The following is a 21,694-nucleotide window of genomic DNA, read 5'->3' on the forward strand; positions in this document are numbered from 1 at the left end:
GGCGATGCGCCGCGACACCAGGCCGGGGCGCGGCTGGAAGTCGCGCCGCACGCCGCAATCGACCACGGTGAGCACCAGGCCGTGCTGGCGCGCCAGCACGCTCACGGCCGCACCGCCGGCCAGGAAGTTCTCGACCATCTGCCAGGTCACGTCGCTCGGATAGGCCGACACGCCGCGCGCCGCCAGCCCGTGGTCGCCCGCGCACACCAGCATCTGCGGCGCGTCGAGCACGGGCTGCTCGGTGCCGAGGATGGCGCCGATGCGCAGCGCCAGCGCTTCGAGGCGGCCCAGTGCGCCGACCGGCTTGGTCTTGTTGTCGAGCGCGGCCTGCAGGCGCGCCGCGAGCGCGGCATCGGCGATGTCAGGAATGGCGGGAATCAAATCGGTGTCGGTCATGCGATCAGGCCGGCGAGCACGCCGGCGTCGAAGTGGGTGTCGATGAAGTCGGCCAGGCCATCGAAGGTGGCGTCCAGCGTGGGCGCCGTGGTGCCGAACAGCGCCTGCAGCGCGGCCGGGTCTTCGAACAGGCCGTGCAGGTACAGGCCCAGCACGTTGCCGCGCGCGTTCTGCCAGGCCAGGCCCTCGGGCATCACGGCGCGGCCGTCGTGGGCCAGTTGCGGGTGGGCCGCGGTCTGGCCGTGGTGGATTTCGTAGCCGGCGATGCGCACGCCCGACAGCGCGGCCCAGGGGCCCGCGACCAGGTCTGCCGCAAAGGTCGCCTCGCGGTGGCGCACAGTCTTCTCGCGCTCGAACACAGTCACGAGCGGCAGCAGCCCGAGCCCCGGCGCGTTGCCGTCGATGCCGTGCGGATCGACCAGCGCTTCGCCCAGCATCTGCAGCCCGCCGCAGACACCCAGCACCGCACCGCCGCGCCCCGCGTGCTCGGCCACCGCGCGGTCCAGACCCTGCGCGCGCAGCCAGGCCAGGTCGCCGCTCGTGTGCTTGGAGCCCGGCAGCACGATCCAGTCGGCACCGGCCACATCGGCGGGCGTGCGAGCCCAGACCAGGCGCACGCCGGGCACGTTCTTCAGTGCCTGGAATTCGTCGAGGTTGCTCAGGCGCGGGTACGCGACCACCGCCACGGTGCGCGTGACCACGCCGCTGGCGCGGCTGCGGTCGTCGAACACGCCGTCTTCCTCGGGCAGGCCGTGCTGCCACCACATCGGCAGCGTGGCCACGGTGGGCACGCCGGTCAGTTCCTGCAGCTGCTGCGGCGCGGGCGCCAGCAGCGAAGCGTCGCCCCGGAACTTGTTGAGCACGAAACCATGGATGAGCGCCCGGTCGGCCTCGGGCAGCAGCGCCCAGGTGCCGTACAGGTGGGCAAAGGCGCCGCCCCGGTCGATGTCGGTTGCCAGCAGGCAGCGCGCCCGCGCGTGGCGGGCGACGCGCATGTTGACGATGTCGCTGGCCATGAGGTTGATCTCGGCCGGCGAACCCGCGCCTTCGATCACGACCACGTCGTTCTCGGCGCGCAGCGCGTCGAAGGCCTGCACGATCTGCGGCCAGACGCGTTCGCTGCGCCCGCGCCACGGCAGGGTCGAGAGCGACTCGCTCACTTGCCCCATCAGCACCACCTGGCTGTGGGTGTCCCGCTCGGGCTTGAGCAGCAGCGGGTTCATGCGCACGTCGGGCACGGCGTTGGCGGCCAGGGCCTGGAAGTACTGGGCGCTGCCGATTTCGCCGCCCTCGACCACGCGGGCGTTGTTGCTCATGTTCTGCGCCTTGAACGGCGCCACCCGCAACCCCTGGCGGGCATACCAGCGGCACAGCGCGGTGGCCAGCCAGCTCTTGCCGGCGCCGCTGGTGGTGCCCAGGACCATGACGCAGCGCGCCGGTCCGCTTGTCGCTCTAGAACTCATCGGGGGATTGTCGTTGAGCGCCGAACTGAAACCGGAAGGCCGACTCAGACGTACCAAGGGATGCGGCCCCTTCGGGCTGCCTCCGGAAAATCATGTCCGCCCTCAACCACTTGGCGCTCACCGTCGAAGAAACCGAACCGGGCCGGTTCCGTTGGGTCCTGCTCGAAGCGCAGGACAACGGCGACGCCGAGGCGCTCGACTACCGCGTCTACCGCCGGGCCGTGCGCGCCGAAGGCAGCTATTCGAACGCGCTGGCGATGGGCGTGGCGCAGCTGCAGAAGCTCAGCGCCAAGGCCTCACCCGACGCCAGCGACTGAGCCTGCTCCGTCAGGGCGAGAAGCCCGAACGCCGCACCACCGGCTCCCACTGCTGGCGGTAGGCCTTGAGCATCTGCACGGTCTCGGCATTGCTGCTGACCACCGGCCGGATGTACAGCGCATCAGCCGCCTTCTGCAGCCCCGGATCCTGCATCACCTCGCGGATCTTGGCGGCCAGCAACTGCACCTTGGCGGGCGGCATGCTGCTCGGCGCGAAGAAGGTGTTCCAGCCGTCGGCATCGATCTTCATGCCGGCCTCGCGGAAGGTCGGCACGGCGGGTGCGAAGCTCGCGCGCTTCTTGCCCGACACGGCCAGGATGCGGATCTTGCCGGCCACGTGCTGCGCATAGAGCGAGTCCAGCGTGTCGATGGCGATCGGCAGCGAACCACCGCTCAGGTCGGCCAGCAGCGGCGCCGAGCCGCCGTAGCCCTTGATCTGCGGCTGCACGCTCAAGGCATCGCCCACCATCAGGCCGAAGAAGTGCGGCAGGCTGCCCGTTGCCGGCACGCCGAACACCGCCTCCTCGGGATGCGCCCAGAGCCGGCCCACGAGGAACATCGCGCGGTCGAGCTGCAGCTTCTGACCCACGGCCAGCGCGAAGTCGTAGCTGCTGACCTGCGTGACCGGCACGAAGTCCTTGTCGGGGTCGTAGCCGGCGTCCTTGAGCACGAGGGGCGCCACCATCATCACGGCGGGGTTGCCGAGCATCAGCACGTTCTCGCTCGCGGGCGCGCGCCGCAATTGCTTGGCCGCCAGACGGCCGCCCTCGCCCGCACGGTTCTCCACCGTCACCGCCACGCCGAGCTGGGGGCCGAGGCGCTCGGCAATGAGCCGCGCGATCCGGTCGGTGCTGCCGCCGGGCGCATAGCCGACGACCAGCGTGAGCGGGCCCTCGAGCGCTGGCGCTGGCGTCTGTGCCTGCGCGGGCACCACGGCGCCACCGATCGCGAGCGCGAGGCAGCTGGCGGCGAGGCTTCGCCGGGACCAAAGAAAGGGCATGGGATCTCCTGTATCGCCGACGGCGGGCGGCCGGCTTTTGTTACGTTGTTTATATTCAGGTAACAAATAGTTGATCTAATCCATCATTGCCCGCCGAGGCGGCGCCACCACACCCTGCACCCCGTGAGTTCTTCCGTGCCAGCCTTCCCCGACGCGGCCGCGCTGCTCGCGCCCCGCACCCTCGACGACCTGCTTCTTTACCGGCTCTCGCGCGCCGCGCGCGCCGGCAGCGGCATGGCCACGCGCCTCGTCGAAGGCGGCTTCGGCATCACGCGCCGCGAATGGGGAATGATCGGCACGCTCGCGCAGACCGGAGAGATCACCTCCTCCGCGCTGTCGGAACAACTGAACCTGGACCGCGTGCGCACCTCGCGCGGACTGGGCAGCCTGGTCGAAAAGCAGTTGGTGGAACGGCGCCGGGACGCCAAGGACCGCCGCGAAGTGCATGTCCAACTGAGCCCGGCAGGACGCCAGCTCTACGACGACCTGTTCTCGCGGGTCGCCGACCTCAACACCGGCCTGCTCGAAGGCATGGCCCCGGCAGACATCGAGGTCCTGCTGCAATGCCTGCAGCGGCTCGAGCAGCGCGGCAGCGCGCTGAGCGCGCAAGGCCTGGTGCCCGAGAAGGCCGACCGCCGTTCGGGCGGCACGCGCCACCGCTGGCCGATGCGGGGCGCGTAGGGCCTGCGGGCCCGCTCAGCTCTGCGGGCCGCGCGGGCCGTCGGCCGATGCCACGGCGCCCGGCACTTCCCAGCCGCCACCGATGGCGCGGATCAGCCCGACGGTCGCCTGGTACTGCGCCGACTTCACCTGCAGCGCCTGGCGCCGGTTGCGCAGCTCGCTGCGGCGCGCGTCGAGCAGGTCGAGCTGGCTCACGTAGCCGTTGCGGTAGCGCGTGTCCGACAGGCTGGTGGCGCGCTGTGCCGAAGTCACGGCCTGCGCCTGCACCACCGACTGCTCCTGCAGGATGCGGATGGCGGCCAGCTGGTCTTCGACCTCCTGGAACGCCACCAGCACCTGCGAGCGGTAGCTGGCGAGCGCACCGTCGAGCTGGGCATTGGCGCCCTGCACGCCGGCTTCCCGCCGGCCGCCGTCGAAGATCGGCAGCGACAGCAGCGCGCCCACGCCCCACGAGCGCGCCGACCACTTGAAGAGGTCGCCGATCTCGGGCGAGGCGTAGCCCGCCGCGCCGGTCAGCGAGATGTTCGGGAACCACGCGGTCTGCGCCACGCCCACGCGGGCCTGCGCCGCCATGACGGCGCTCTGCGCGGCCGACACGTCGGGCCGGCGCGTGAGCACGGTCGACGGCACGCCCGGCGGAATCACCGGCAGCGCGGTGCCCCAGTCGTCGGGCCGCATGCCGAAGCTGGAGGCCGAATCGCCCACCAGCACGGCCAGCGCATGTTCCACCTGGGCGCGCTGGCGGTCGAGCGCGAGCGCGTCCGATTCGGTGGACGACACCTCGGTCTGCACACGCGCCACGTCGAGCTCGGCGATGTCGCCGGCCTGCTGGCGGCGCTGCGTCAGGCGCAGCGTGTCGCGGTAGGCGGCGACCGATTCGCGCACCAGCACGCGTTCGGCATCGAGCGCGCGCAGCTGCAGGTAGGTCTGCGCCACCTCGGCCTGCACCGCGAGCCGGGTGCTTTGCAGCAGCGCCTCGCGGCCGGCCGCGTCGAGCTTGGCCGCGTCGGCCGCACCCGAGAGGCGGCCGAACAGGTCGACCTCGTACGAGAACGTGGCGCCGATGTTGGTCATGGTGCCGGGCCGGGTGCTGGCCGTGGCCTTGTCCAGGCCCGCACCGCGGTTGGCGCCGGCGCCAAGGCCGATCTGCGGCAGGCGGTCGGCCTGCGCGCTGCGTGCCAGCGCACGGGCTTCGGCCAGCCGCGCGGCGGCGGCCTGGATGTTGGCGTTGTCGACCGCGGCACGCTCGACCAGCGTGTTGAGCACCGGGTCGTTGAACGCCAGCCACCATTCGCCGCGCGGTTGCGCCTCGGCGGGCGTGGCCCGGGTGAAGCCGGCCGGCGCCGTGGCGCCCGGTTGCTGCTGCGGCTGTTCCTTGAACTGGGCCGCGGTCGGCACCGAGGGCATGCCAGAGGGCACGCTGGCGCAACCAGCCAGCACGAGGGCCGCCACCAGCGGCAGCATGGCGGTGCGCAAGGGGCGCATCAGGGTGGGGATTCCGAATGTCATGGAAAACCTTCTTTCTTCTTGTCGATCAGTCATGCGCGCCATGCGAGGGGCGCGGCGAGGCCGGCACCGGGTGCAGACCGCCACCACCGCCACCGTGCGAAGGTGTCGCAGGATGGTCGGCCGACACGAAGTCGTCGCCGTGCGGCACTTCGCCGTGCAGCTTGAGCGGCCGGTTGCCCGCCAGGCGGCGCATCAGCACATAGAACACCGGCGTCAGGAACAAGCCGAAGGCCGTCACGCCGATCATTCCGGCGAACACTGCCACGCCCATCGCCTTGCGCATCTCGGAGCCGGCACCGGTCGAGAGCACCAGGGGCAGCACACCCATCACGAAGGCCAGCGAGGTCATGAGAATCGGGCGCAGGCGCAGGCGGCTGGCTTCGATCGCGGCCTGGATCGGCGTGCGTCCGGCGAACTCCAGTTCCCGTGCGAACTCCACGATCAGAATCGCGTTCTTCGCACTCAGCCCCACCAGCACGATCAACCCGATCTGCGTGAAGACGTTGTTGTCGCCCCCCGAGATCCACACGCCCGCCATCGCGGCCATGATGCCCATGGGCACGATCAAGATGATCGCGATCGGCAGCGTCAGGCTTTCGTACTGCGCGGCCAGCACCAGGAACACCAGCAGGATCGCCAGCGGGAACACCAGGAAGGCGGAGTTGCCGGCCAGGATTTCCTGGTACGTCAGCTCGGTCCACTCGAAGCTCACGCCCTTGGGCAGCGTCTCGGCCGCGATCTTGGTGATCACGTCCTGCGCCTGGCCCGACGAATAGCCGGGGGCCGGGCCGCCGTTGATGTCGGCGGCCAGGTAGCCGTTGTAGCGCATGGCGCGTTCCGGGCCGAAGGTCGAATTGACCTTCATCAGCGCGGCCAGCGGCACCATCTCGCCCGAGGTCGAGCGCACCTTCAGCATGCCGACGTCTTCGGCACGGGCGCGGTACGGCGCATCGGCCTGGACGCGCACGGAGTACGTGCGGCCGAACTTGTTGAAGTCGTTGGCATACAGGCTGCCCAGGTAAATCTGCATCGTGTCGAAGATGTCCGTCACCGGCACGCCGAGCTGACGCGCCTTGGTGCGGTCGATGTCGGCGTACAGCTGCGGCACGTTGACCTGCCAGCTCGTGAACATGCCCGTCAGTTCAGGCGCCGCATAGGCCTTGGCCATGAAGGCCTTCACCGCGACGTCCATCTGGTCGTAGCCGACCGAGGCGCGGTCTTCGATCTGCAGCTTGAAGCCGCCGGTCGTGCCCAGGCCTGCCACCGGCGGCGGCGGGAACATCACGATGAACGCGTCCTGGATGCTCGAGAACGCACCGTTGAGCTGGCCGGCCACCGCACCGCCGCTCTGGTCTTCGCGCTTGCGCTGGTCGAAGGGCTTGAGCGTGGCGAACACGATGCCCGAGTTCGAGCTGTTGGTGAAGCCGTTGATCGACAGGCCCGGGAAGGCAATGGCGTCTTCCACGTTCGGGTTCTTCTTCATGATCTCGCCCATGCGGGTGATCACCTCTTCCGTGCGGTCGAGCGTGGCGCCGTCGGGCAGCTGGGCAAAACCGATGAGGTACTGCTTGTCCTGCGCCGGCACGAAGCCGCTGGGCACCGCCTTGAAGAGGCCGAAGGTCACGCCGACCAGCGCGAGGTAGATCACCAGCATCAGCGTCTTGCGCGAGATCACGCGCTTGACGCCGCCGCTGTAGGCCTCGGAGCCGCGATGGAAGAACTTGTTGAAGCCGCGGAACAGCCAGCCGAAGGCCTTGTCCATGCCGCGCGTCAATGCGTCCTTGGGCTGGTCGTGGCCGCGCAGCAGTAGTGCGGCGAGCGCCGGCGACAGCGTCAGCGAGTTGATGGCCGAGATCACCGTCGAGATCGCGATGGTCACCGCAAACTGCTTGTAGAACTGGCCCGTGAGACCGCTGATGAATGCCAGCGGCACGAACACGGCCACGAGCACCAGCGCGATCGCGATGATGGGGCCCGACACTTCGCGCATGGCGCGGTACGTGGCTTCACGCGGCGTGAGCCCCGCCTCGATGTTGCGCTCGACGTTCTCCACCACCACGATGGCGTCGTCCACCACGATGCCGATCGCCAGCACCAGCCCGAACAGGCTCAGCGCGTTGATCGAGAAACCCAGCACATGCAACACCGCGAAGGTACCGATCACCGACACCGGCACGGCCAGCAGCGGAATGATGGAGGCGCGCCACGTCTGCAGGAACAGGATCACCACCAGCACCACCAGCGCGATGGCTTCAAGCAGCGTGTGGATCACCGATTCGATCGATGCGCGCACGAACTGCGTCGGGTCATAGGCGATGCGGTATTCCAGGCCTTCCGGCATGTTCTTGTTCAGCTCTTCCATCGTCTTGCGGACGTTGGACGAGATGTCGAGCGCGTTGGAGCCCGGGGCCTGGAACACGCCCATGCCGACGGCCGGGTCGTTGTTCAGCAGCGAACGCAGCGAGTAGTCGGCGGCGCCCATTTCGAGGCGGCCGATGTCGCGCAGACGCGTGACGGCGCCGTCGGTGCCGCTCTTGACGATGATGTCGCCGAACTCTTCTTCGCTCTGCAGGCGCCCTTGCGCATTGATCGACAGCTGCATGTCCACGCCTGACAGGCCCGGCGATGCGCCGACCACGCCGGCCGCGGCCTGCACGTTCTGGCCACGGATCGCAGCCACCACGTCACTGGCCGAGAGGCCGCGTTGCGCGACCTTCTGCGGGTCGAGCCAGACGCGCATGGAGTAGTCGCCGCCGCCGAAGATCTGAACCTGGCCCACGCCCTCGATGCGCGCCAGCGGGTCCTTCACGTTCAGCACCGCGTAGTTGCGCAGGTAGTTGATGTCGTAGCGGTTGTTCGGCGAGACGAGGTGAACCACCATCGTCAGGTCGGGCGCGCTCTTGACGGTCGTGATACCGAGGCGCCGCACTTCTTCGGGCAGGCGCGGCTCGGCTTGCGAGACGCGGTTCTGCACGAGCTGCTGGGCCTTGTCGGGATCGGTGCCGAGGCGGAAGGTGACGGTGAGCGTCATCACGCCGTCGGTCGTTGCCTGGCTGCCCATGTAGAGCATGCCTTCGACACCGTTGATCTGCTCTTCGAGCGGCGTGGCCACCGTTTCAGCGATCACCTTCGGGTTGGCGCCCGGGTATGTTGCGCGCACCACCACCGAGGGCGGCGCGACTTCGGGGTACTCCGAGATCGGCAGACCGCGCAGCGCAATCAGGCCGGCGATCAGCATCAGTAGCGACAGCACGCCGGCAAAGATCGGCCTGTCGATGAAGAATTTTGAGAGATTCATGTTGGTTCTCCGGCGGGCGCCAGGGCGCCCTCCTCCGAAATCAGGACTTCGCGGCCTCGGCCACGCGTTCCGGTTGTTGTTGCTTCGTGTCCGCCTTGGCGTCCATGGTCACGGTCTGCGGCACCACCAGCGCCCCCGGGCGGATGTGCTGCAGGCCGTTCACCACCACGCGATCGCCGGCCTTCAGGCCCTTGCTCACGACGCGCAGACCGTTGATGGGCCCACCCAGCGTCACCTCGCGGTACATGGCCTTGTTGTCGTCACCCACGACCATCACGAACTTCTTGTTCTGGTCGGTGCCAATGGCACGCTCGCTCACCAGCAGCGCGGTGTCGTTGCGGGCCTGGCCCATGCGGATGCGGGCGAACTGGCCGGGAATGAGCGCGCCGTCCTTGTTGTCGAACGAGGCGCGCACACGCACGGTGCCGCTGCGGGCGTCGACCTGGTTGTCGATCAGCTGCAGCTTGCCGGTGAAGGGCGTGCCGTCGAGGCCGGCGGTGCCCATCTGCACGGGGATGGTGTCGATCTGGCCGCGGGCGCCGGCGTTGGCTGGCAGGTCTTTCAGCGCGCGGGTGATCACCTGCTCATCGGCGTCGAAGCTCGCGTAGATCGGGCTCACCGACACCAGCGTGGTCAGCACGGGCGCGCCGGGGCCCGCGGCGACCAGGTTGCCCACGGTCACTTCGAGCTTGCCGATGCGGCCCGACACCGGTGCGCGCACCTGGGTGTAGCCCAGGCTCAGGCGTGCGGTCTGCAGCGAGGCTTGCGCGGCGCGCAGGTTGGCTTCGGCTTCGCGGCCGGCGTTCACGCGCTCGTCGAGCTCACGTTGCGCGATGGCCTGCTCGTCCCACAGGCGCTTGGCACGCTCCTGCTCGCTGCGGCTGAAGGCCTGGCGGGCTTGCGCCGACGCAACCTGCGCTTCGGCGCGCTCCACCTCGGCAACGTACGGTGCGCGGTCGATGGTGATCAGCAGGTCGCCCTGCTTCACCAGCGCGCCTTCGCGGAAGTGCACCGACTGCACGGCGCCCGCCACGCGGGAGCGCACATCGACGCGCTCCACGGCTTCGAGGCGGCCCGAGAACTCGTCCCAGGCGTTGATCTCGCTCGACGCCACGGTCGCGACCGACACCGGCGTGCCCTGTTGCGCGGCGACCGGGGCCGTGGCCTCGGCCTTGAAGCTGTACATGCCCACCACCGCAGCGGCCACGGCCAGCACCGCGGTGAGGCCGGTCACGGCGGGCCACAGCCCCTTGCGGGCGGCGGAAGACAGCGATTGTTCGTTCTTGTTCGACATGATGGTTCGTCCTTCTCGATGACTTTTTCGGGATGCAACAGGCCATCCGGGCGCCGGCGGCGTCAGGAGGCGGAATTCAGAGAACAGAAAGCCCTGCCACCCGCCTCTGTGGAGGCGGCGGCTTGGTTCAGGGGGCGGAGCGGACCCTCGCGGGTCTAGCTGGGCTCAGGGACCGCCGGGGGCGGTGTGGTGGCGCTGAAGAACTCGCGGAAGTGCTGCTGCACGCTGGCTTCGCAGGATGCGCATCCCACGGCCTCGGTGTCGTACAGCGCCTTGGGCCAGTTGTCGGCGCCGGTCAGCACGCTGCTCGTGACCTCGATGCCGGCCGACCGCAGCCGGCTCGCGAAGGTCATGGCCTCGTCGCGCATCGCGTCGTCGGGCCCCACCAGCACCAGCGCCGGTGCCAGGGCGGCCAGCCGCAGCGATCCGCTCGGCACCGCATAGGGGTGCGTGGCGTTCGACGGACAGCTCAGGTACTTGGCCCAGCCTGTGGCCCACCGGCACTCGGCCTCGTCGTTCGTCGCATTGCGCAGCGAGGCGGTGCCGGCGCACGGGTCGAGCATGGGCGACAGCAGGATCTGGCCTGCCAGCGGCGGATGGGCGCGGTCGCGGGCCACCAGGGCCACGCTGGCCGCCAGGTTGCCGCCGGCTTCTTCGCCGGCCAGGTACACCTGGGCGCCCTTGCCGCCGAGCTTCACGCGCTGCTTGTAGAGCCATTCGAGCGCCGCATAGCCCACCTCGACCGGCTCCGGGAACGGGGCCGCCGGGGCCAGCGGGTAGTCGAGCGACACCACCACCGCACCCGCGCCGGCCAGCAGCCGGGCCACGTTGCGGCCGTTGTCGAGGTTGCCGCAGATGAAGGTGCCGCCATGGAAGTGCAGCACCAGCGGCACGGTCTCGCCCCGTGGACGCTGACCGTAGACACGGGCAGCCACGGGCTCGCGGCCGGGCAGCTCGATCGACAGATCGGACTCCACGCCTTGTGCCGCGGCAAGCGCAGCAGCTTCAGCGGACCGGGACGATGGACGGGGTGACATGGGCGACCTCAGGGATATGGGCGATGGTTGAAATATAAGGCGCTACATGCGCGTTGAAACAGGAAACACAGCCCTACTCTGTTTCCAAACGGAGAACAATCGGACACACCATAGGGGTGCGTTCCTTGTGTGAGAATCCGCCTCCTTCCGGCATAAGCCGGTCTCCCTGAACAGGCATTCGATGGATCAAATCCAGGCAATGCGGATCTTTGTCCGCGTGGTGGAAGCCGGCACCTTCACCCGTGCCGCCGACTCTCTGGCCCTGCCCAAGGGCACCGTCACCAAGCAGATCCAGGCGCTGGAAGCGCGCCTGCACGTGAAGCTGCTCAACCGCACGACGCGGCGCGTCACCGTCACGCCCGACGGCGCCGCCTACTTCGAGCGCGCCGCGCGGCTGCTGAACGACTTCGACGACATGGAAGCCAGCATGACGAATGCGCAGGCCAACCCCACGGGGCGGCTGCGCATCGACGTGGGCACCTCGGTGGCGCAGCAGATCATCCTGCCCAATCTGGCCAGCTTCTGCGACCGCTACCCCGACATCCAGGTCGACCTGGGCGTGAGCGACCGCACCGTCGACCTGATCAGCGACAACGTCGACTGCGTGATCCGCGCCGGCGAACTCAGCGACCAGTCGCTGGTGGCGCGCCGCATCGGCACCCTGCACTTCGTCACCGTCGCCTCGCCGGCCTACATCAAACGCTATGGTGCGCCGCAGCATCCGAATGACATCGAGAAGCGCCACCACGTCGTGAGCTACTTCTCGGGCACCACCCGGCGCGTCTACCCGCACGAGTTCAAGAAGGGCGACGAGTACATCGAGCTCAACGGCCCCTACCGCGTGTCGGTCAATGAGAGCAACGCGCACATCACCGCGGTGCTCGCGGGCTTCGGCCTGTCGCAGTGCATCACCTTCACGGCCGAGCCACTGCTGGAAAGCGGCGAACTCGTCGAGGTGCTGGCCGACTGGCAGCGCGACCCGCTGCCGATCCATGTGGTGTACCCGCCGAACCGGCACCTGAGTGCGAAGGTGCGGGCATTTGTGGACTGGGCGGCGGATCTGTTCGCGAAGAATCCGCGGCTGCAGAAGCGCTGAGGGGCTTCTTTCCGGCGCTTCAGGGCTGGATCAGCGCTGCCAGCGCGCGCGCCGAGAGCGCATCTTCTTTGGACAGGTGCTCGACCAGGCTGCGCCGGTCGGCCTCGGTGCGCTGCTGCGAAAGAAAGCTCTTGCCGGTCAGCGCGAGGATGTCGATCTCGAAGCCGACCAGCCGCTGCAGTGCGTCGTCGACGAACTCGGGTGATGCATCGGCGAGGGACCAGGGCTCTTCGCGATTTGCTTCCTGCGACTGCGTCAGCGTTTCGAGGTGTGAGCGCAGCCAGGCCCCGTCTTCGATGAACCGCAACCGCCCCGTCGCCTGCACCGCGATGTAGTTCCAGCTTGGCGCCAAGCGCCCGCTGCGCTGGCCGTTGACGTACCAGCGCGGGGAGATGAATGCGTTCGGACTCTGGAACACGACCGTGACGTCGCAACCGCCTCGCGCCTCACTGGTCCACAGCGAATGGCTGCGGGCCACGTGGCCTGCCAGCGTGCCATGCGGACCCCGGTCGATCACCTCCAGCGGCAGCAGGTTGGCATCGACCGAGCTGCCCGCGACCGTGAAAAGCGTGGCCAGCGGGTAGGTGCGCATGAGCTCGTGAAGCTCATCGCGCGCCTCGATGGCGAAGAGGGGCTGGATATGCACGGGGGAGGCCTTTCGGGGGATCGATGCCCACCAAGTATTGCGCCCCCTCCCCTCCATCACAGTCGCCTGGAGGTCACCCTGCCCCGTCGCAGGTCAGTAGACCGGCTCGCAGCGCACCTCAGTCTTCACCGAATTCGCAATGAAGCACTCCTCATGCGCCCGATGGTGCAAGTGCTCGATCTGCTCGCGCGTCGGCAGGTTCTCACCCGAAAAGCTCACCTGCGGACGCAGCGTGACCACAGTCATCGCCATCTTCCCTTCGGCGTTCTTCTGCATCACGCCCGTGGCCGCGTCGACATAGCGATCGACCACGAACTTGCGCTTCACCGCCATGGTGAGGAACCACAGCATGTGGCAGCTGGACAGCGAGGCCACGAACATCTCTTCCGGGTCGACTGCCGACGCGTCGGAGTACGGCAGCGGCACCACATGCGGCGACGAAGAGCCCGGCACCTCGGCACCACCGTCGAAACGCAGCACATGGTGGCGGCTGTAGGTGTTGGCCAGGAAGTCCTGGTCGCCCCGCTCCCAGACGATCTCGGCGGTGTACTCGGACATGGGTCGTGCTCCTCGATGAATGAAATGAATGAATGGATGTCAGACGCTCATCAGCTTCACGATCAGCGGCACCAGCAGCGCGGTCGCGATGCCGTTCAGCCCCATCGCCAGCGCCGAGAACGCGCCCGCGGTTTCGTTCACCTGGATGGCCCGCGCGGTGCCGATGCCGTGCGCCGCCATGCCGACAGCGAAGCCGCGCACTGCGGGTTCCTTGATGCGCAGTAGGTTCAGCAAACCGGTGGCCATGATCGCGCCCGAGATGCCGGCGATGGCCGCGGCCACGGCCGCCAGCGACGGCAGGCCGCCGATCTTTTCGGCCACGCCCATCGCGATCGGCATGGTGGCCGACTTGGGCGCGAGCGACATCAGCAACTCGTGCGAACCGCCGAGCACCCAGCCGATGCCGATGGCCGAGACGATGGCAGCCACCGAGCCCACCAGCAGCGCCACGCCGATCGGCAGCCACAGGCGCCGCAGGCGTCCAACCTGGCTGTACAGCGGCACGGCCAGCGCCACGGTGGCCGGGCCGATCAGGAAGTGGACGAACTTGGCGCCTTCAAAGTAGGTGTCGTAAGGCGTGCGCGTGAGCAGCAGAACGCCCACGATGACGATCACCGACACCAGCACCGGGTTGACCATCGGGTTGCGCCCGCTGCGCGCGTGCAGCCACAGCGCGCCCAGGTAGGCCAGCAGCGTGAGCGACAGCCACAGCAGCGGCGACTGGGCCAGGAAGACCCAGATTTCAGACAGCTTGGCGGGCGCGTTCATTCGGCGTCCTTGCCCGTGATGCGGATCATCCAGCGCAGCGTGAGCGCGGTCACCGCCATGGTGAAGGCACCGCCCACGACACCGGCCGCAAGAAACGGCAGCCACTCGCGCCCCACGCGCTCGAAATGCAGCATGACGCCGGTCACCGCCGGGATGAACAGCAGCATCAGGTTGCGCAGCAGATGGCCCGAGGTGTCGGTGAGCGCTTCCGGCACGCCGCCACGCACGAGCAGGCCGACGAAGAGCAGCAGCATGCCGATCAGCGGACCGGGGATCGGCAGCGACAGCCACTGCACGAGCAGTTCGCCCGCGAGCTGGCACAGAAAGAGCGTGGTGATGGCGTAGAGCATGGGCCTCGTTGTTTTCCTTTTTTGCGACGGCCCTATTGTGGTGCGAGGTGCGTTCAGCCGCTGTGTCGTGCGGCGCGTGCCCACGCGGCCTTCAGTGCCTGCTGGCTGGCCGGCGGCAGCACGCCCAGGCGCAGGTGCCCCGGCAGGCCGAAGGAAGTGCAGTCGCGCAGCTTGATGCCCTCGGCGCGCAGCGCGGCAGCGCGGGGCGGGTATGGCATGTCGGGCCGTGCGCCGAAGAAGTTGGCGTCGCCGGGCAGCACTTCCCAGCCCAGCGATTCGCAGACGGCGCGCTGCCGCGCCTTCCAGTCGCGCAGGATGTCGAGGCTGCGCGCGAGCCAGCCTTGCGCTTCGTCGGTGGTCCAGGTCGTGAGCAACGCCACGCCGTGCGTGCCCAGCGGCCACGACGGCGCGAGGTGTTCGAGCCGCTCCAGCAGCGGGCCGGCCACATCACTGTTCGCAGGCGCGATGGCGTAAGCGGCGCGGATGCCCGTGAGGCCCATGGCCTTGTTCGGTGTCCACAGCTGCCAGACACGGTCGCGCTGCGCGTCGTCGTGCGAGGGCTGGCCTTCGAGGCGCAGCGGTTCGTAGGCCATGTCGAGCACGCAGACCGCATCGCTCGCGGCATGCTGCGCGATGTCGGGCTGCGGCTGGCCGAACGGGCTCGACGGTTCGCAGCACCAGCGCAGTGCGGCACCGTCGGCCTCTTCGGGCGCGCGCCGCACGCCGAGGCCCCAGGCCCCGGCGGCGCGTTCGTAGTCGCCGTAGCTGTGCGCGGGCAGCCAGACATCTCCACCGCCGTTCTGCGCCACGACCGCGCTGATGCGGTGAATGAATTCGCTCGCGCTCGCGGCGATCGCGATGCGCTCCACGGTCACGCCGTGGAAATCGGCGAGCGCGGCGCGCAGCGCGGTGTAGCGCGGATCGGGATAGTGCGCCGCGTCGGCTTCGCGCAGTGCAGCCAGCACCACGGGACACGAGCCGACCGCGTTGCCGTTGGTCGAGAAGTCGTGCGGCGCGGCGCCCGTCTCGTCGGGGCCGCCGTGCACCATGGCTTGATTCATCATGCCCACCTCGCCAGCAGCGGCGACAGCATCGCCAGCGAAGCGATCACTGCCAGCCCCCACGCCGCCCGCTCGCCGAGCTGCGCCGTGCGCGCGGTGTCGGCCGACGTGGCGGCGCGCCCTTCCCCGTTCAGCGCATAGACACCCGGTTTCGCCAGCCGCACACCCAGCAGCAGCGCCATCGCGCCCATCGGCCAGCCGCTGTTGGGCGACGGCGTGCGGCGCGCCTCGCTGGCCACGCCGCGCGGCCAGCGGCCGGCTGCGAGCGCGAGCAGCAACACGGTGAGGCGCGCGGGCAGCCACGAGAGCACATCGTCGGCGCGCGCGGCCCACTTGCCGAACCAGGTCCAGTCGCGACCGCCGCGTTCGCCGCGGTAACCCCACATGGCGTCGGCGGTGTTGGCGAAGCGATAGAGGGCCGCACCGGGCAGGCCGAACAGCACGAACCAGAACACGGGCGCCACCAGCGAGTCGTTGAGGTTCTCTGCCAGTGACTCGATGGCGCTCTCGCGCACTTCGCGCTCGCTCAGCACCGAGACATCGCGGCTCACGAGGCGTGCGAGCCGTGCGCGGCCCGCGTCGAGCGATTCGCCCAGCGCGGTCTCGACCGCCAGCACTTCGTCGCGCAGCATGCGCCACGCAAAGAGCGGCTTGAACGCGAGCCCGAGCACCACGGCCATGGCCCAGACCGGCAGCCATTGCATCGCCAGGCTCTGCACCGCCGACGCGACGGCGAACGCGGCCATCGCGCCCACGCACCAGCCGAGCGCGCCCATCGCGAAGCCCGGCAGGTCGCGCGGCTTGGCGTCGGCGGCGCGTGGTGCGAGGCGGCTGCCGATCCAGTCCAGGTAGCGGCCCATCCACACGACGGGATGCAGCGGCGCGGGCGGCTCGCCCAGCCAGCGGTCGACGGCCAGTGCCAGCCACAGGGCGGCGACCAGCGCGAGGGCAAAAACGGTGAAGGGATCGAGCGCGGGCATGGAAGGCATTCTCGTGAATCAGGCGGCAGGCATGGCCCGGCCGCGCCGCCATTGCACCAGCGCGCCGATGGCCAGCAGCAAGGCGGCGAGCAGGCGCGGCAGCACGGCGGATGGTGGCGGGGGCGATGGAGTGTCGGTGATGGGCTTCAGCTGGAGGCCGGTCACGGGCTGCGTCAGGTCTGGCGTGGTGGGCGATTCGGGTGCGGGCGTCGCCGCTTCGACGGGTGCGATGGGCGGTGCAGCGACAACCGGCGCAGGTGCGGTCACGGCCGATGGTGATGGCGCCAACGCAGCCTGCGCAAACCGCTGCACAGCCTCGTTCCGCTCCCGCAACCCCGTGGCGCGCACCGCCTCCGTGTAGGCCTGCGCCAGCTCGCGCCGCGTCGCGGCATCGGGCTTCCAGTAGTTCAGCCGCACGGCATCGAGCATGCGTTCCAGCGTCTGCGCGAAGGCGGCGCGGTTCTCGCGCTCCAGCCACTGCCGCGTGCCGAGCTTGTAGGTGTCGCGCACATACACCTCGTGCAGCGACTGCCAGTGGTCCGCGCGCACGGCCGCGGGCGCGGTCGCCTGCCAGCCCCAGAGGAACTGCGCGGTCTTGAGCACCTGCAGCGCGCCGCTGTAGCCCTCGGCCTTCTGCGCCTCGATCCACTGGGGATGCAGGTAGCGTGTCTGCATCTCGCGCGCGATGGCGCCGGCAGCGGTGTCGGTGCGCACGGCCGCGCTGTCGCGCAGGTTCTGCACGTACAGCGCCGGGTCCTTGCCCGTGAGGTGGCGCACGGCGAGCGCGATGCCGCCCAGGTACTGGAACGGGTCGTCGTTGGTCAGCACGCCGTAGAGGTTGGAGGTGCGCGCCATCAGCGCCGCATCGACCTGCGCGAGGTTGCCCGCGAAAGCGCCGGCGCGCGTGGCGCCGTCGAGGCCGCGCCCGTAGGCGTGGCCCATGCGGTCCATGTAGAGCCCGGCCATCTGCGCATCACCGCCGCCGCGCTGCTGGCCTTTCCAGAGCTCGGTGGCGAGCACCGCTTCTTCGAGCCCGGCACCGTAGCTGCCCTGCTCGTTCGAGAACACGCGTGCGGTCGACCAGCGCCGCGCCTCGGCCGCCGTCGCGCCCTCCCCACGCAGCGTGCGCGCCATCGCCTCGCTGTGCTGCGCGACCGCGTTGCCGGGCTCGTCGAGCGCGGCCACCTGCTGCACGGCCTCGTCGAGCCAGCGCATCACGTGCGGGAACTGGTCGCGGTACGAACCGGTGACGCTGATCAGCACGTCCATGCGCGGCCGTTTCAGCACCGCGGCCGGCACGATCTCGATGCCGATCATGCGCCCGGCCTCATCCCAGCGCGGCTTCACGCCGAGTGCGTGGAAGGCCTGGCTCTCGGTCACGCCCTGGTGGCGCGAGGCCTCGCCGGCCCAGAGCGTGAAGGCGATCTTTTGCGGCGGACGGCCGCCGTGGGTGCGGGCGTGTGCAACGATCCAGTCGTCCATCGCGGCGACGCCGGTGTCCCAGGCGGCGCGCGTGGGCACGCGGCTGGGGTCGAAGCCGTAGAGGTTGCGGCCGGTCGGCAGGCTGTCGGGGTCGCGCACCGGGTCGCCGCCGTAGCGCGATTTCAGGTAGCGGCCATCGAGCGCGGTGAGCAGGCCTTCGATTTCTTCGTTGTGAGCCAGCACAGCGTCGAGCGCGCGGGCCCGCGCGGCCAGGGCGCGCAGAGGTTCAGCGTCAGCGGTGTCGGTGCCCGCCAGTACGGCTTCCAGCCAGCGCGCAGGTTTCGACGCTGCAATGCCCTGCGCATCGGTGAGGAACATCTCGTCGAGGTCTTCGCCCATCGCCTGCGCCACGGGCTTGCCGAGGATCTGCAGGATGGTCTGGCGCCGCCGCTGCGCATCGGGCGCCTCGCCGAAGGTCGCCAGGCCCAGCGGCTGCGCGGTCTGCGCCAGCTCGTCGAGGTACGGATGCAGCACGGCGATGAAGCCTGCGAAGTCGGCGCGGATGCGCGCAGGCGTCCATTGCAGGTCGCGGTCGTAGTGCTGGGCAACGAAGTCGGCGGTGAGGCGCCGCTCCGTCGCCGTCTTCACCGCGCCGGGCGACAGCGTTTCCCAGTCGTGCAGGCGGTCGTGCATTTCGCGCACGCCGGGGCGGAAGCCTGCGGGCGCGAACATGGGTGTCGAATGGCTCACCATCGTCGCGCGGCCGCGGCGCTTCGCAGTCGTCGCTTCGCCGAGGTTGTCCATGATGTACGGGTAGATGTTGAGCACGTCGCCCAGCGCGAGCAGCGGATCGTCCTGCACCGAGAGCCCGCGCTCCTTGCCCGCCGACCACTCGACCGTGCCGTGCGTGCCCACGTGCACGAGTGCATCGGCACCGAAGCGGGTGCGCAGCCAGAGGTAGGTCGCGAGGTAGCCATGGCTCAGCGGCACGGCCGCGCGGTGGTACACCTGCTGCGCCTTGTCGGCCACCTGCGTGCCGGGCTCGAAGCGCGGCGGCTGGCGCAGCACGACCACCTGGCCGAACTGCACGCGCGGCACCACGAAGGCCGGCGCGCCGGCCACGGGCCGCAGCATGGCCGAGGCTTCGGGCGGGCCCCAGTCGGCTTCGATGCGGCGTTGCGTCTCCACGGGCAGCGCGCGGAACCAGGTCAGGTATTGCGACAGCGGCAGCGTGTCGGCCAGTCCCTGGTCGAGCAGCGGCTGCAGCGCATCGCCGCCTTGTGCCGTCGGGTAGTAGGCCTTCATCGTGGCCTGCACCTGCGCGATGACCGCGTCCGCGCCGGGTGCCTCGGTGCGGTAGCCGGCCGCCTGCATCGCGGACAGCATCCGGTCGACGCTGCGCGGCACGTTGAGGAACGATGCGCCGAAGTTGGCCTCGCCCGGCGGGTAGTTGTAGACCAGCATCGCCACGCGGCGCTCGGCGACGGGCGTGCGGCGCAGGCGCAGCAGCGCGGCGGCCTTGTCGGCCACGGCGTCGATCTGCGCGGGCAGCGGCTGCAGGCTGCCGGTGACTGCGTCGCGTGCCGTCACGAGCATCGGGTCGGTCATGCCCGCGAGTTCGCTCGGGCTGTAGTAGGCCGCGATGTCGGTCTGCGCGAGGCCGTCCTTGCTGCGCGCCCATTGCGACGCGTCCATGGCCAGCGACGGCAGCGTCTGCAGCACGGGCACGCCGATGCGTTCGAGCTCGGCCTTGCGTTCGTTCGGGCTGAACACCAGTGCAGCGTTGATGAGGAGGTCGGCCACGCGACGGTCGCCATCGCCGGCGTGCGTCATGCGGAAGAACAGGTCCTTCTGCTGGCGCGGGCCGTAGAAGGCGTAGGCGCGCAGGCCGCGTTGCGCGAGCGTGCCGATCAGGCGGTCGAGCCAGTCGGTGTCGTCGCCGGTGAGCGTGGCGCTGTTGACCGCGATGGCGACGGTGCCCTGTCCGCCCGGCAGTGCTTCGACGGCCGCGATGCTGCTTTCGACGCGGGGCCAGTCGGGGTGATAGAAGCCCGCGATTGGCAACGGCACGGGGTCGGGCAGCCCGGCTGCATCGCCGACGCGCCCCATCGCCTGCATCGAGGCGTTCAGATTCGCCTCACCCGGAAAGCGCCAGTAGGCGCGCAGCCGCTGTGCCCAGGCCGCATCGACGCCGCGTTCGGCCGCGAGCGGCGGCACCTCAGGCGGCTTCTGGCCTTTCGCCACGAGGGCGAATTCACCGATCTGCACATAGGAAACGGCACTGCGCGCGATGACGTCACCGAAGCGCGCCGCCGCCGACTGGGCGACGCTGAGGTGCGGCGCATCGATGACCAGCAGGCGCGCACCGTCGAGCGCGGCGGCGAGCGCATCGGGTGTGTCCTGCGCGGCCGACACCACCTGCAGCGGCACACCGGCCGCACGCGCTGCCGTCTGCAGCCGCACCACGCGCGCGGGCGACACCAGCGCCGTGCTCAGCACCACCACGCGAGACTCGGCCGCCATCGCAGGCTGCACCCCAAGGCACAAAAGCCAGAGCCAGAAGACGAAAAGCCGCGTCACTTCCCGCCCGACGCCGGCACCGCATCCGCCGGCACGTAGATCATCGTGCCGTCCTTCAGGCGCCAGGCGGTGCCGGCCTTTTCGCCGTCGCCCTGCCCCGTCGTGCCGCTGGCCTTGAAGCGCGTGACCTTCTGGCCTTCGCGCGTGATGATCTCCATGTCGGGCTGGCCTTCGTGACGAATGACCGTCACCTTGTCCTGCGAGAACGGGTTCACCGGGTTGTTGATGACCGCGATCATCAGCATGCCGATGACGACCATGAAGACGTCGATCAGGTTGATGGTCGAGAGCACCGGGTCGTCGTCATCGCTGTCGAGGCTGCTCAAGATCGAAAACTGCCTGCGGCTCATGACAGCCGGTCCCGCGCATCGAGCAGCATCACCAGCTCGCGCATGAGCCAGCGGCGGCGCACCGTGTAGACCACGAAGGTGATCGAGGCCGAGGCCAGCGCGACGATCACGGCCGCGAACGCGGGCGCCAGGCTCTGCGCCACGCCTTGCGATTCGCCCGAGGCCACGGCCACGAGCGCCGGGCCCATGGGGATCATGGTGGCGATCAGCCCGAGCATCGGCGCCACGCGGCTGCACAGGCGCACGCCTTCGAGCTGCTTGAGCACGACCAGCTCCATCTGCTCCTGGCTGGCCTGGGCGTGGCGTTGCAGCACCAGCGCGCGCGACGGATCGCGGCGACGCTGCCAACACTCGATGCCGAAGGCGCCGAGGCAGTACACCGCATAGACGAAAGACAGCAGCACGCCGAGCGTCACGGGCCAGAGGAACAGGCGCGCAAGCTCGAAGAGAACGGTGTCGAAGGCCAGCATCAGGTGGGCTCCACGCAAGAAGATGAAGTGGAAGGATCGAACAGGTCCGACGGCCGGCCCCAGCTTTCGTCGAACACCAGCGACGCAAGCGGCGCGCGCCTGGCCCAGCGTTCGCGCTGCAGCATCGGCTCTTCGTAGAACGCATGCACCGGGCCCAGGCACAGCAAGGCGATCGGTTCGGCGCCTTCGGGCAGGCCGAGCAGCACGCTCAGCTCGGCGGGCTCGAACAGCGACACCCAGCCCATGCCCAGCCCTTCGGCGCGCGCCGCGAGCCAGAGGTTCTGGATGGCGCAGGAGGCCGAGGCCAGGTCCATCTGCGGCAGGGTGCGGCGGCCGAACACATGCGGCTCGCGGCCGTCGGCCAGCGTCACCACCAGCAGTTCGGCCGCGTCGAGCACGCCCTGCACCTTGAGGCGCA

Annotated in this window: 20 protein-coding genes; 3 read left to right on the plus strand and 17 right to left on the minus strand. The window is 69.5% G+C overall.

The genetic code is table 11. The features are described from left to right. Together AAG801_RS27250 and AAG801_RS27255 are read right to left on the minus strand one after the other, a co-directional pair. Nucleotides 1-396: nicotinate-nucleotide--dimethylbenzimidazole phosphoribosyltransferase (locus AAG801_RS27250; protein ID WP_341891190.1), on the minus strand; the 396-nt coding region annotated here is incomplete at its 3' end. Continuing rightward, a complete protein-coding gene (locus tag AAG801_RS27255; protein WP_341891191.1) occupies nt 393-1,859 on the minus strand; it encodes a cobyric acid synthase in 1,467 nt (488 codons plus the stop codon). The genes AAG801_RS27255 and AAG801_RS27250, both read right to left, overlap by 4 nt. Before the next feature lie 92 nt (nt 1,860-1,951). Here AAG801_RS27255 and AAG801_RS27260 point away from each other — a divergent pair, with 92 nt between their 5' ends. After that, on the plus strand, nt 1,952-2,176 hold the full coding sequence (locus AAG801_RS27260; protein WP_341891192.1) for a hypothetical protein: 225 nt from the start codon (nt 1,952-1,954) through the stop codon (nt 2,174-2,176). A gap of 10 nt (nt 2,177-2,186) precedes the next feature. Here the strand turns inward: AAG801_RS27260 and AAG801_RS27265 are convergent, their stop codons facing one another. Continuing rightward, nucleotides 2,187-3,176, minus strand: a complete 990-nt coding sequence (locus AAG801_RS27265; RefSeq protein WP_341891193.1) for a tripartite tricarboxylate transporter substrate-binding protein — start codon at nt 3,174-3,176, stop codon at nt 2,187-2,189. Between the two features lie 135 nt (nt 3,177-3,311). Between AAG801_RS27265 and AAG801_RS27270 the strand changes: the two genes are divergently transcribed. After that, nucleotides 3,312-3,857, plus strand: a complete 546-nt coding sequence (locus AAG801_RS27270) for a MarR family transcriptional regulator (protein ID WP_341891206.1) — start codon at nt 3,312-3,314, stop codon at nt 3,855-3,857. Between the two features lie 15 nt (nt 3,858-3,872). Here AAG801_RS27270 and AAG801_RS27275 read toward each other — a convergent pair whose 3' ends face one another. From AAG801_RS27275 to AAG801_RS27290, 4 genes are all read right to left on the minus strand, one after another. Continuing rightward, the gene (locus AAG801_RS27275) at nt 3,873-5,366 is read right to left on the minus strand and encodes an efflux transporter outer membrane subunit (protein WP_341891194.1); all 1,494 of its coding nucleotides are present in this window, start codon (nt 5,364-5,366) and stop codon (nt 3,873-3,875) included. A 25-nt stretch (nt 5,367-5,391) separates the two neighbouring features. Next, entirely contained in the window at nt 5,392-8,664 is a 3,273-nt protein-coding gene (locus tag AAG801_RS27280; protein ID WP_341891195.1) for an efflux RND transporter permease subunit, read from the minus strand. 40 nt (nt 8,665-8,704) lie between these two features. Beyond that, nucleotides 8,705-9,958, minus strand: coding sequence for an efflux RND transporter periplasmic adaptor subunit (locus tag AAG801_RS27285; protein ID WP_341891196.1), 1,254 nt, complete (start codon nt 9,956-9,958; stop codon nt 8,705-8,707). Nucleotides 9,959-10,113: 155 nt separating this feature from the next. Continuing rightward, the gene (locus AAG801_RS27290; RefSeq protein ID WP_341891197.1) at nt 10,114-10,995 is read right to left on the minus strand and encodes an alpha/beta hydrolase; all 882 of its coding nucleotides are present in this window, start codon (nt 10,993-10,995) and stop codon (nt 10,114-10,116) included. Between the two features lie 181 nt (nt 10,996-11,176). Between AAG801_RS27290 and AAG801_RS27295 the strand changes: the two genes are divergently transcribed. Beyond that, nucleotides 11,177-12,091, plus strand: coding sequence for a LysR family transcriptional regulator (locus AAG801_RS27295; RefSeq protein ID WP_341891198.1), 915 nt, complete (start codon nt 11,177-11,179; stop codon nt 12,089-12,091). Between the two features lie 19 nt (nt 12,092-12,110). On the opposite strand, the gene AAG801_RS27300 is transcribed toward AAG801_RS27295, so the two are convergent. The 10 genes from AAG801_RS27300 to AAG801_RS27345 all read right to left on the minus strand — a co-directional run. Next, a complete protein-coding gene (locus AAG801_RS27300) occupies nt 12,111-12,737 on the minus strand; it encodes an FMN-binding negative transcriptional regulator (RefSeq protein ID WP_341891199.1) in 627 nt (208 codons plus the stop codon). A gap of 93 nt (nt 12,738-12,830) precedes the next feature. Further along, nucleotides 12,831-13,295: an OsmC family protein gene (locus AAG801_RS27305; protein ID WP_341891200.1), complete on the minus strand. Its 465-nt coding sequence runs from the start codon at nt 13,293-13,295 to the stop codon at nt 12,831-12,833. 39 nt (nt 13,296-13,334) lie between these two features. Beyond that, entirely contained in the window at nt 13,335-14,063 is a 729-nt protein-coding gene (locus tag AAG801_RS27310; protein ID WP_099796765.1) for an LrgB family protein, read from the minus strand. Further along, nucleotides 14,060-14,413, minus strand: coding sequence for a CidA/LrgA family protein (locus AAG801_RS27315; protein WP_099796764.1), 354 nt, complete (start codon nt 14,411-14,413; stop codon nt 14,060-14,062). The genes AAG801_RS27310 and AAG801_RS27315 overlap by 4 nt, the downstream gene beginning before the upstream one ends. A gap of 53 nt (nt 14,414-14,466) precedes the next feature. After that, nucleotides 14,467-15,477, minus strand: a complete 1,011-nt coding sequence (locus AAG801_RS27320) for an aminotransferase class I/II-fold pyridoxal phosphate-dependent enzyme (RefSeq protein ID WP_341891201.1) — start codon at nt 15,475-15,477, stop codon at nt 14,467-14,469. Beyond that, nucleotides 15,474-16,454, minus strand: coding sequence for an adenosylcobinamide-phosphate synthase CbiB (gene cbiB / locus AAG801_RS27325; protein WP_341891202.1), 981 nt, complete (start codon nt 16,452-16,454; stop codon nt 15,474-15,476). Before cbiB ends, AAG801_RS27320 begins: the two co-directional genes overlap by 4 nt. Before the next feature lie 18 nt (nt 16,455-16,472). Beyond that, nucleotides 16,473-20,399: a cobaltochelatase subunit CobN gene (gene cobN / locus AAG801_RS27330; protein WP_341891203.1), complete on the minus strand. Its 3,927-nt coding sequence runs from the start codon at nt 20,397-20,399 to the stop codon at nt 16,473-16,475. 53 nt (nt 20,400-20,452) lie between these two features. Next, complete coding sequence (locus AAG801_RS27335) at nt 20,453-20,806, minus strand: DUF2149 domain-containing protein (protein WP_101492972.1); 354 nt, start codon at nt 20,804-20,806, stop codon at nt 20,453-20,455. Further along, entirely contained in the window at nt 20,803-21,276 is a 474-nt protein-coding gene (locus AAG801_RS27340) for a MotA/TolQ/ExbB proton channel family protein (RefSeq protein WP_341891204.1), read from the minus strand. Before AAG801_RS27340 ends, AAG801_RS27335 begins: the two co-directional genes overlap by 4 nt. Beyond that, on the minus strand, nt 21,276-21,694 hold a 419-nt coding region (locus tag AAG801_RS27345; protein ID WP_341891205.1), incomplete at its 5' end, for a nitroreductase family protein. The genes AAG801_RS27340 and AAG801_RS27345, both read right to left, overlap by 1 nt.

It is taken from the genome of Variovorax sp. YR752 (genome assembly GCF_943372545.1).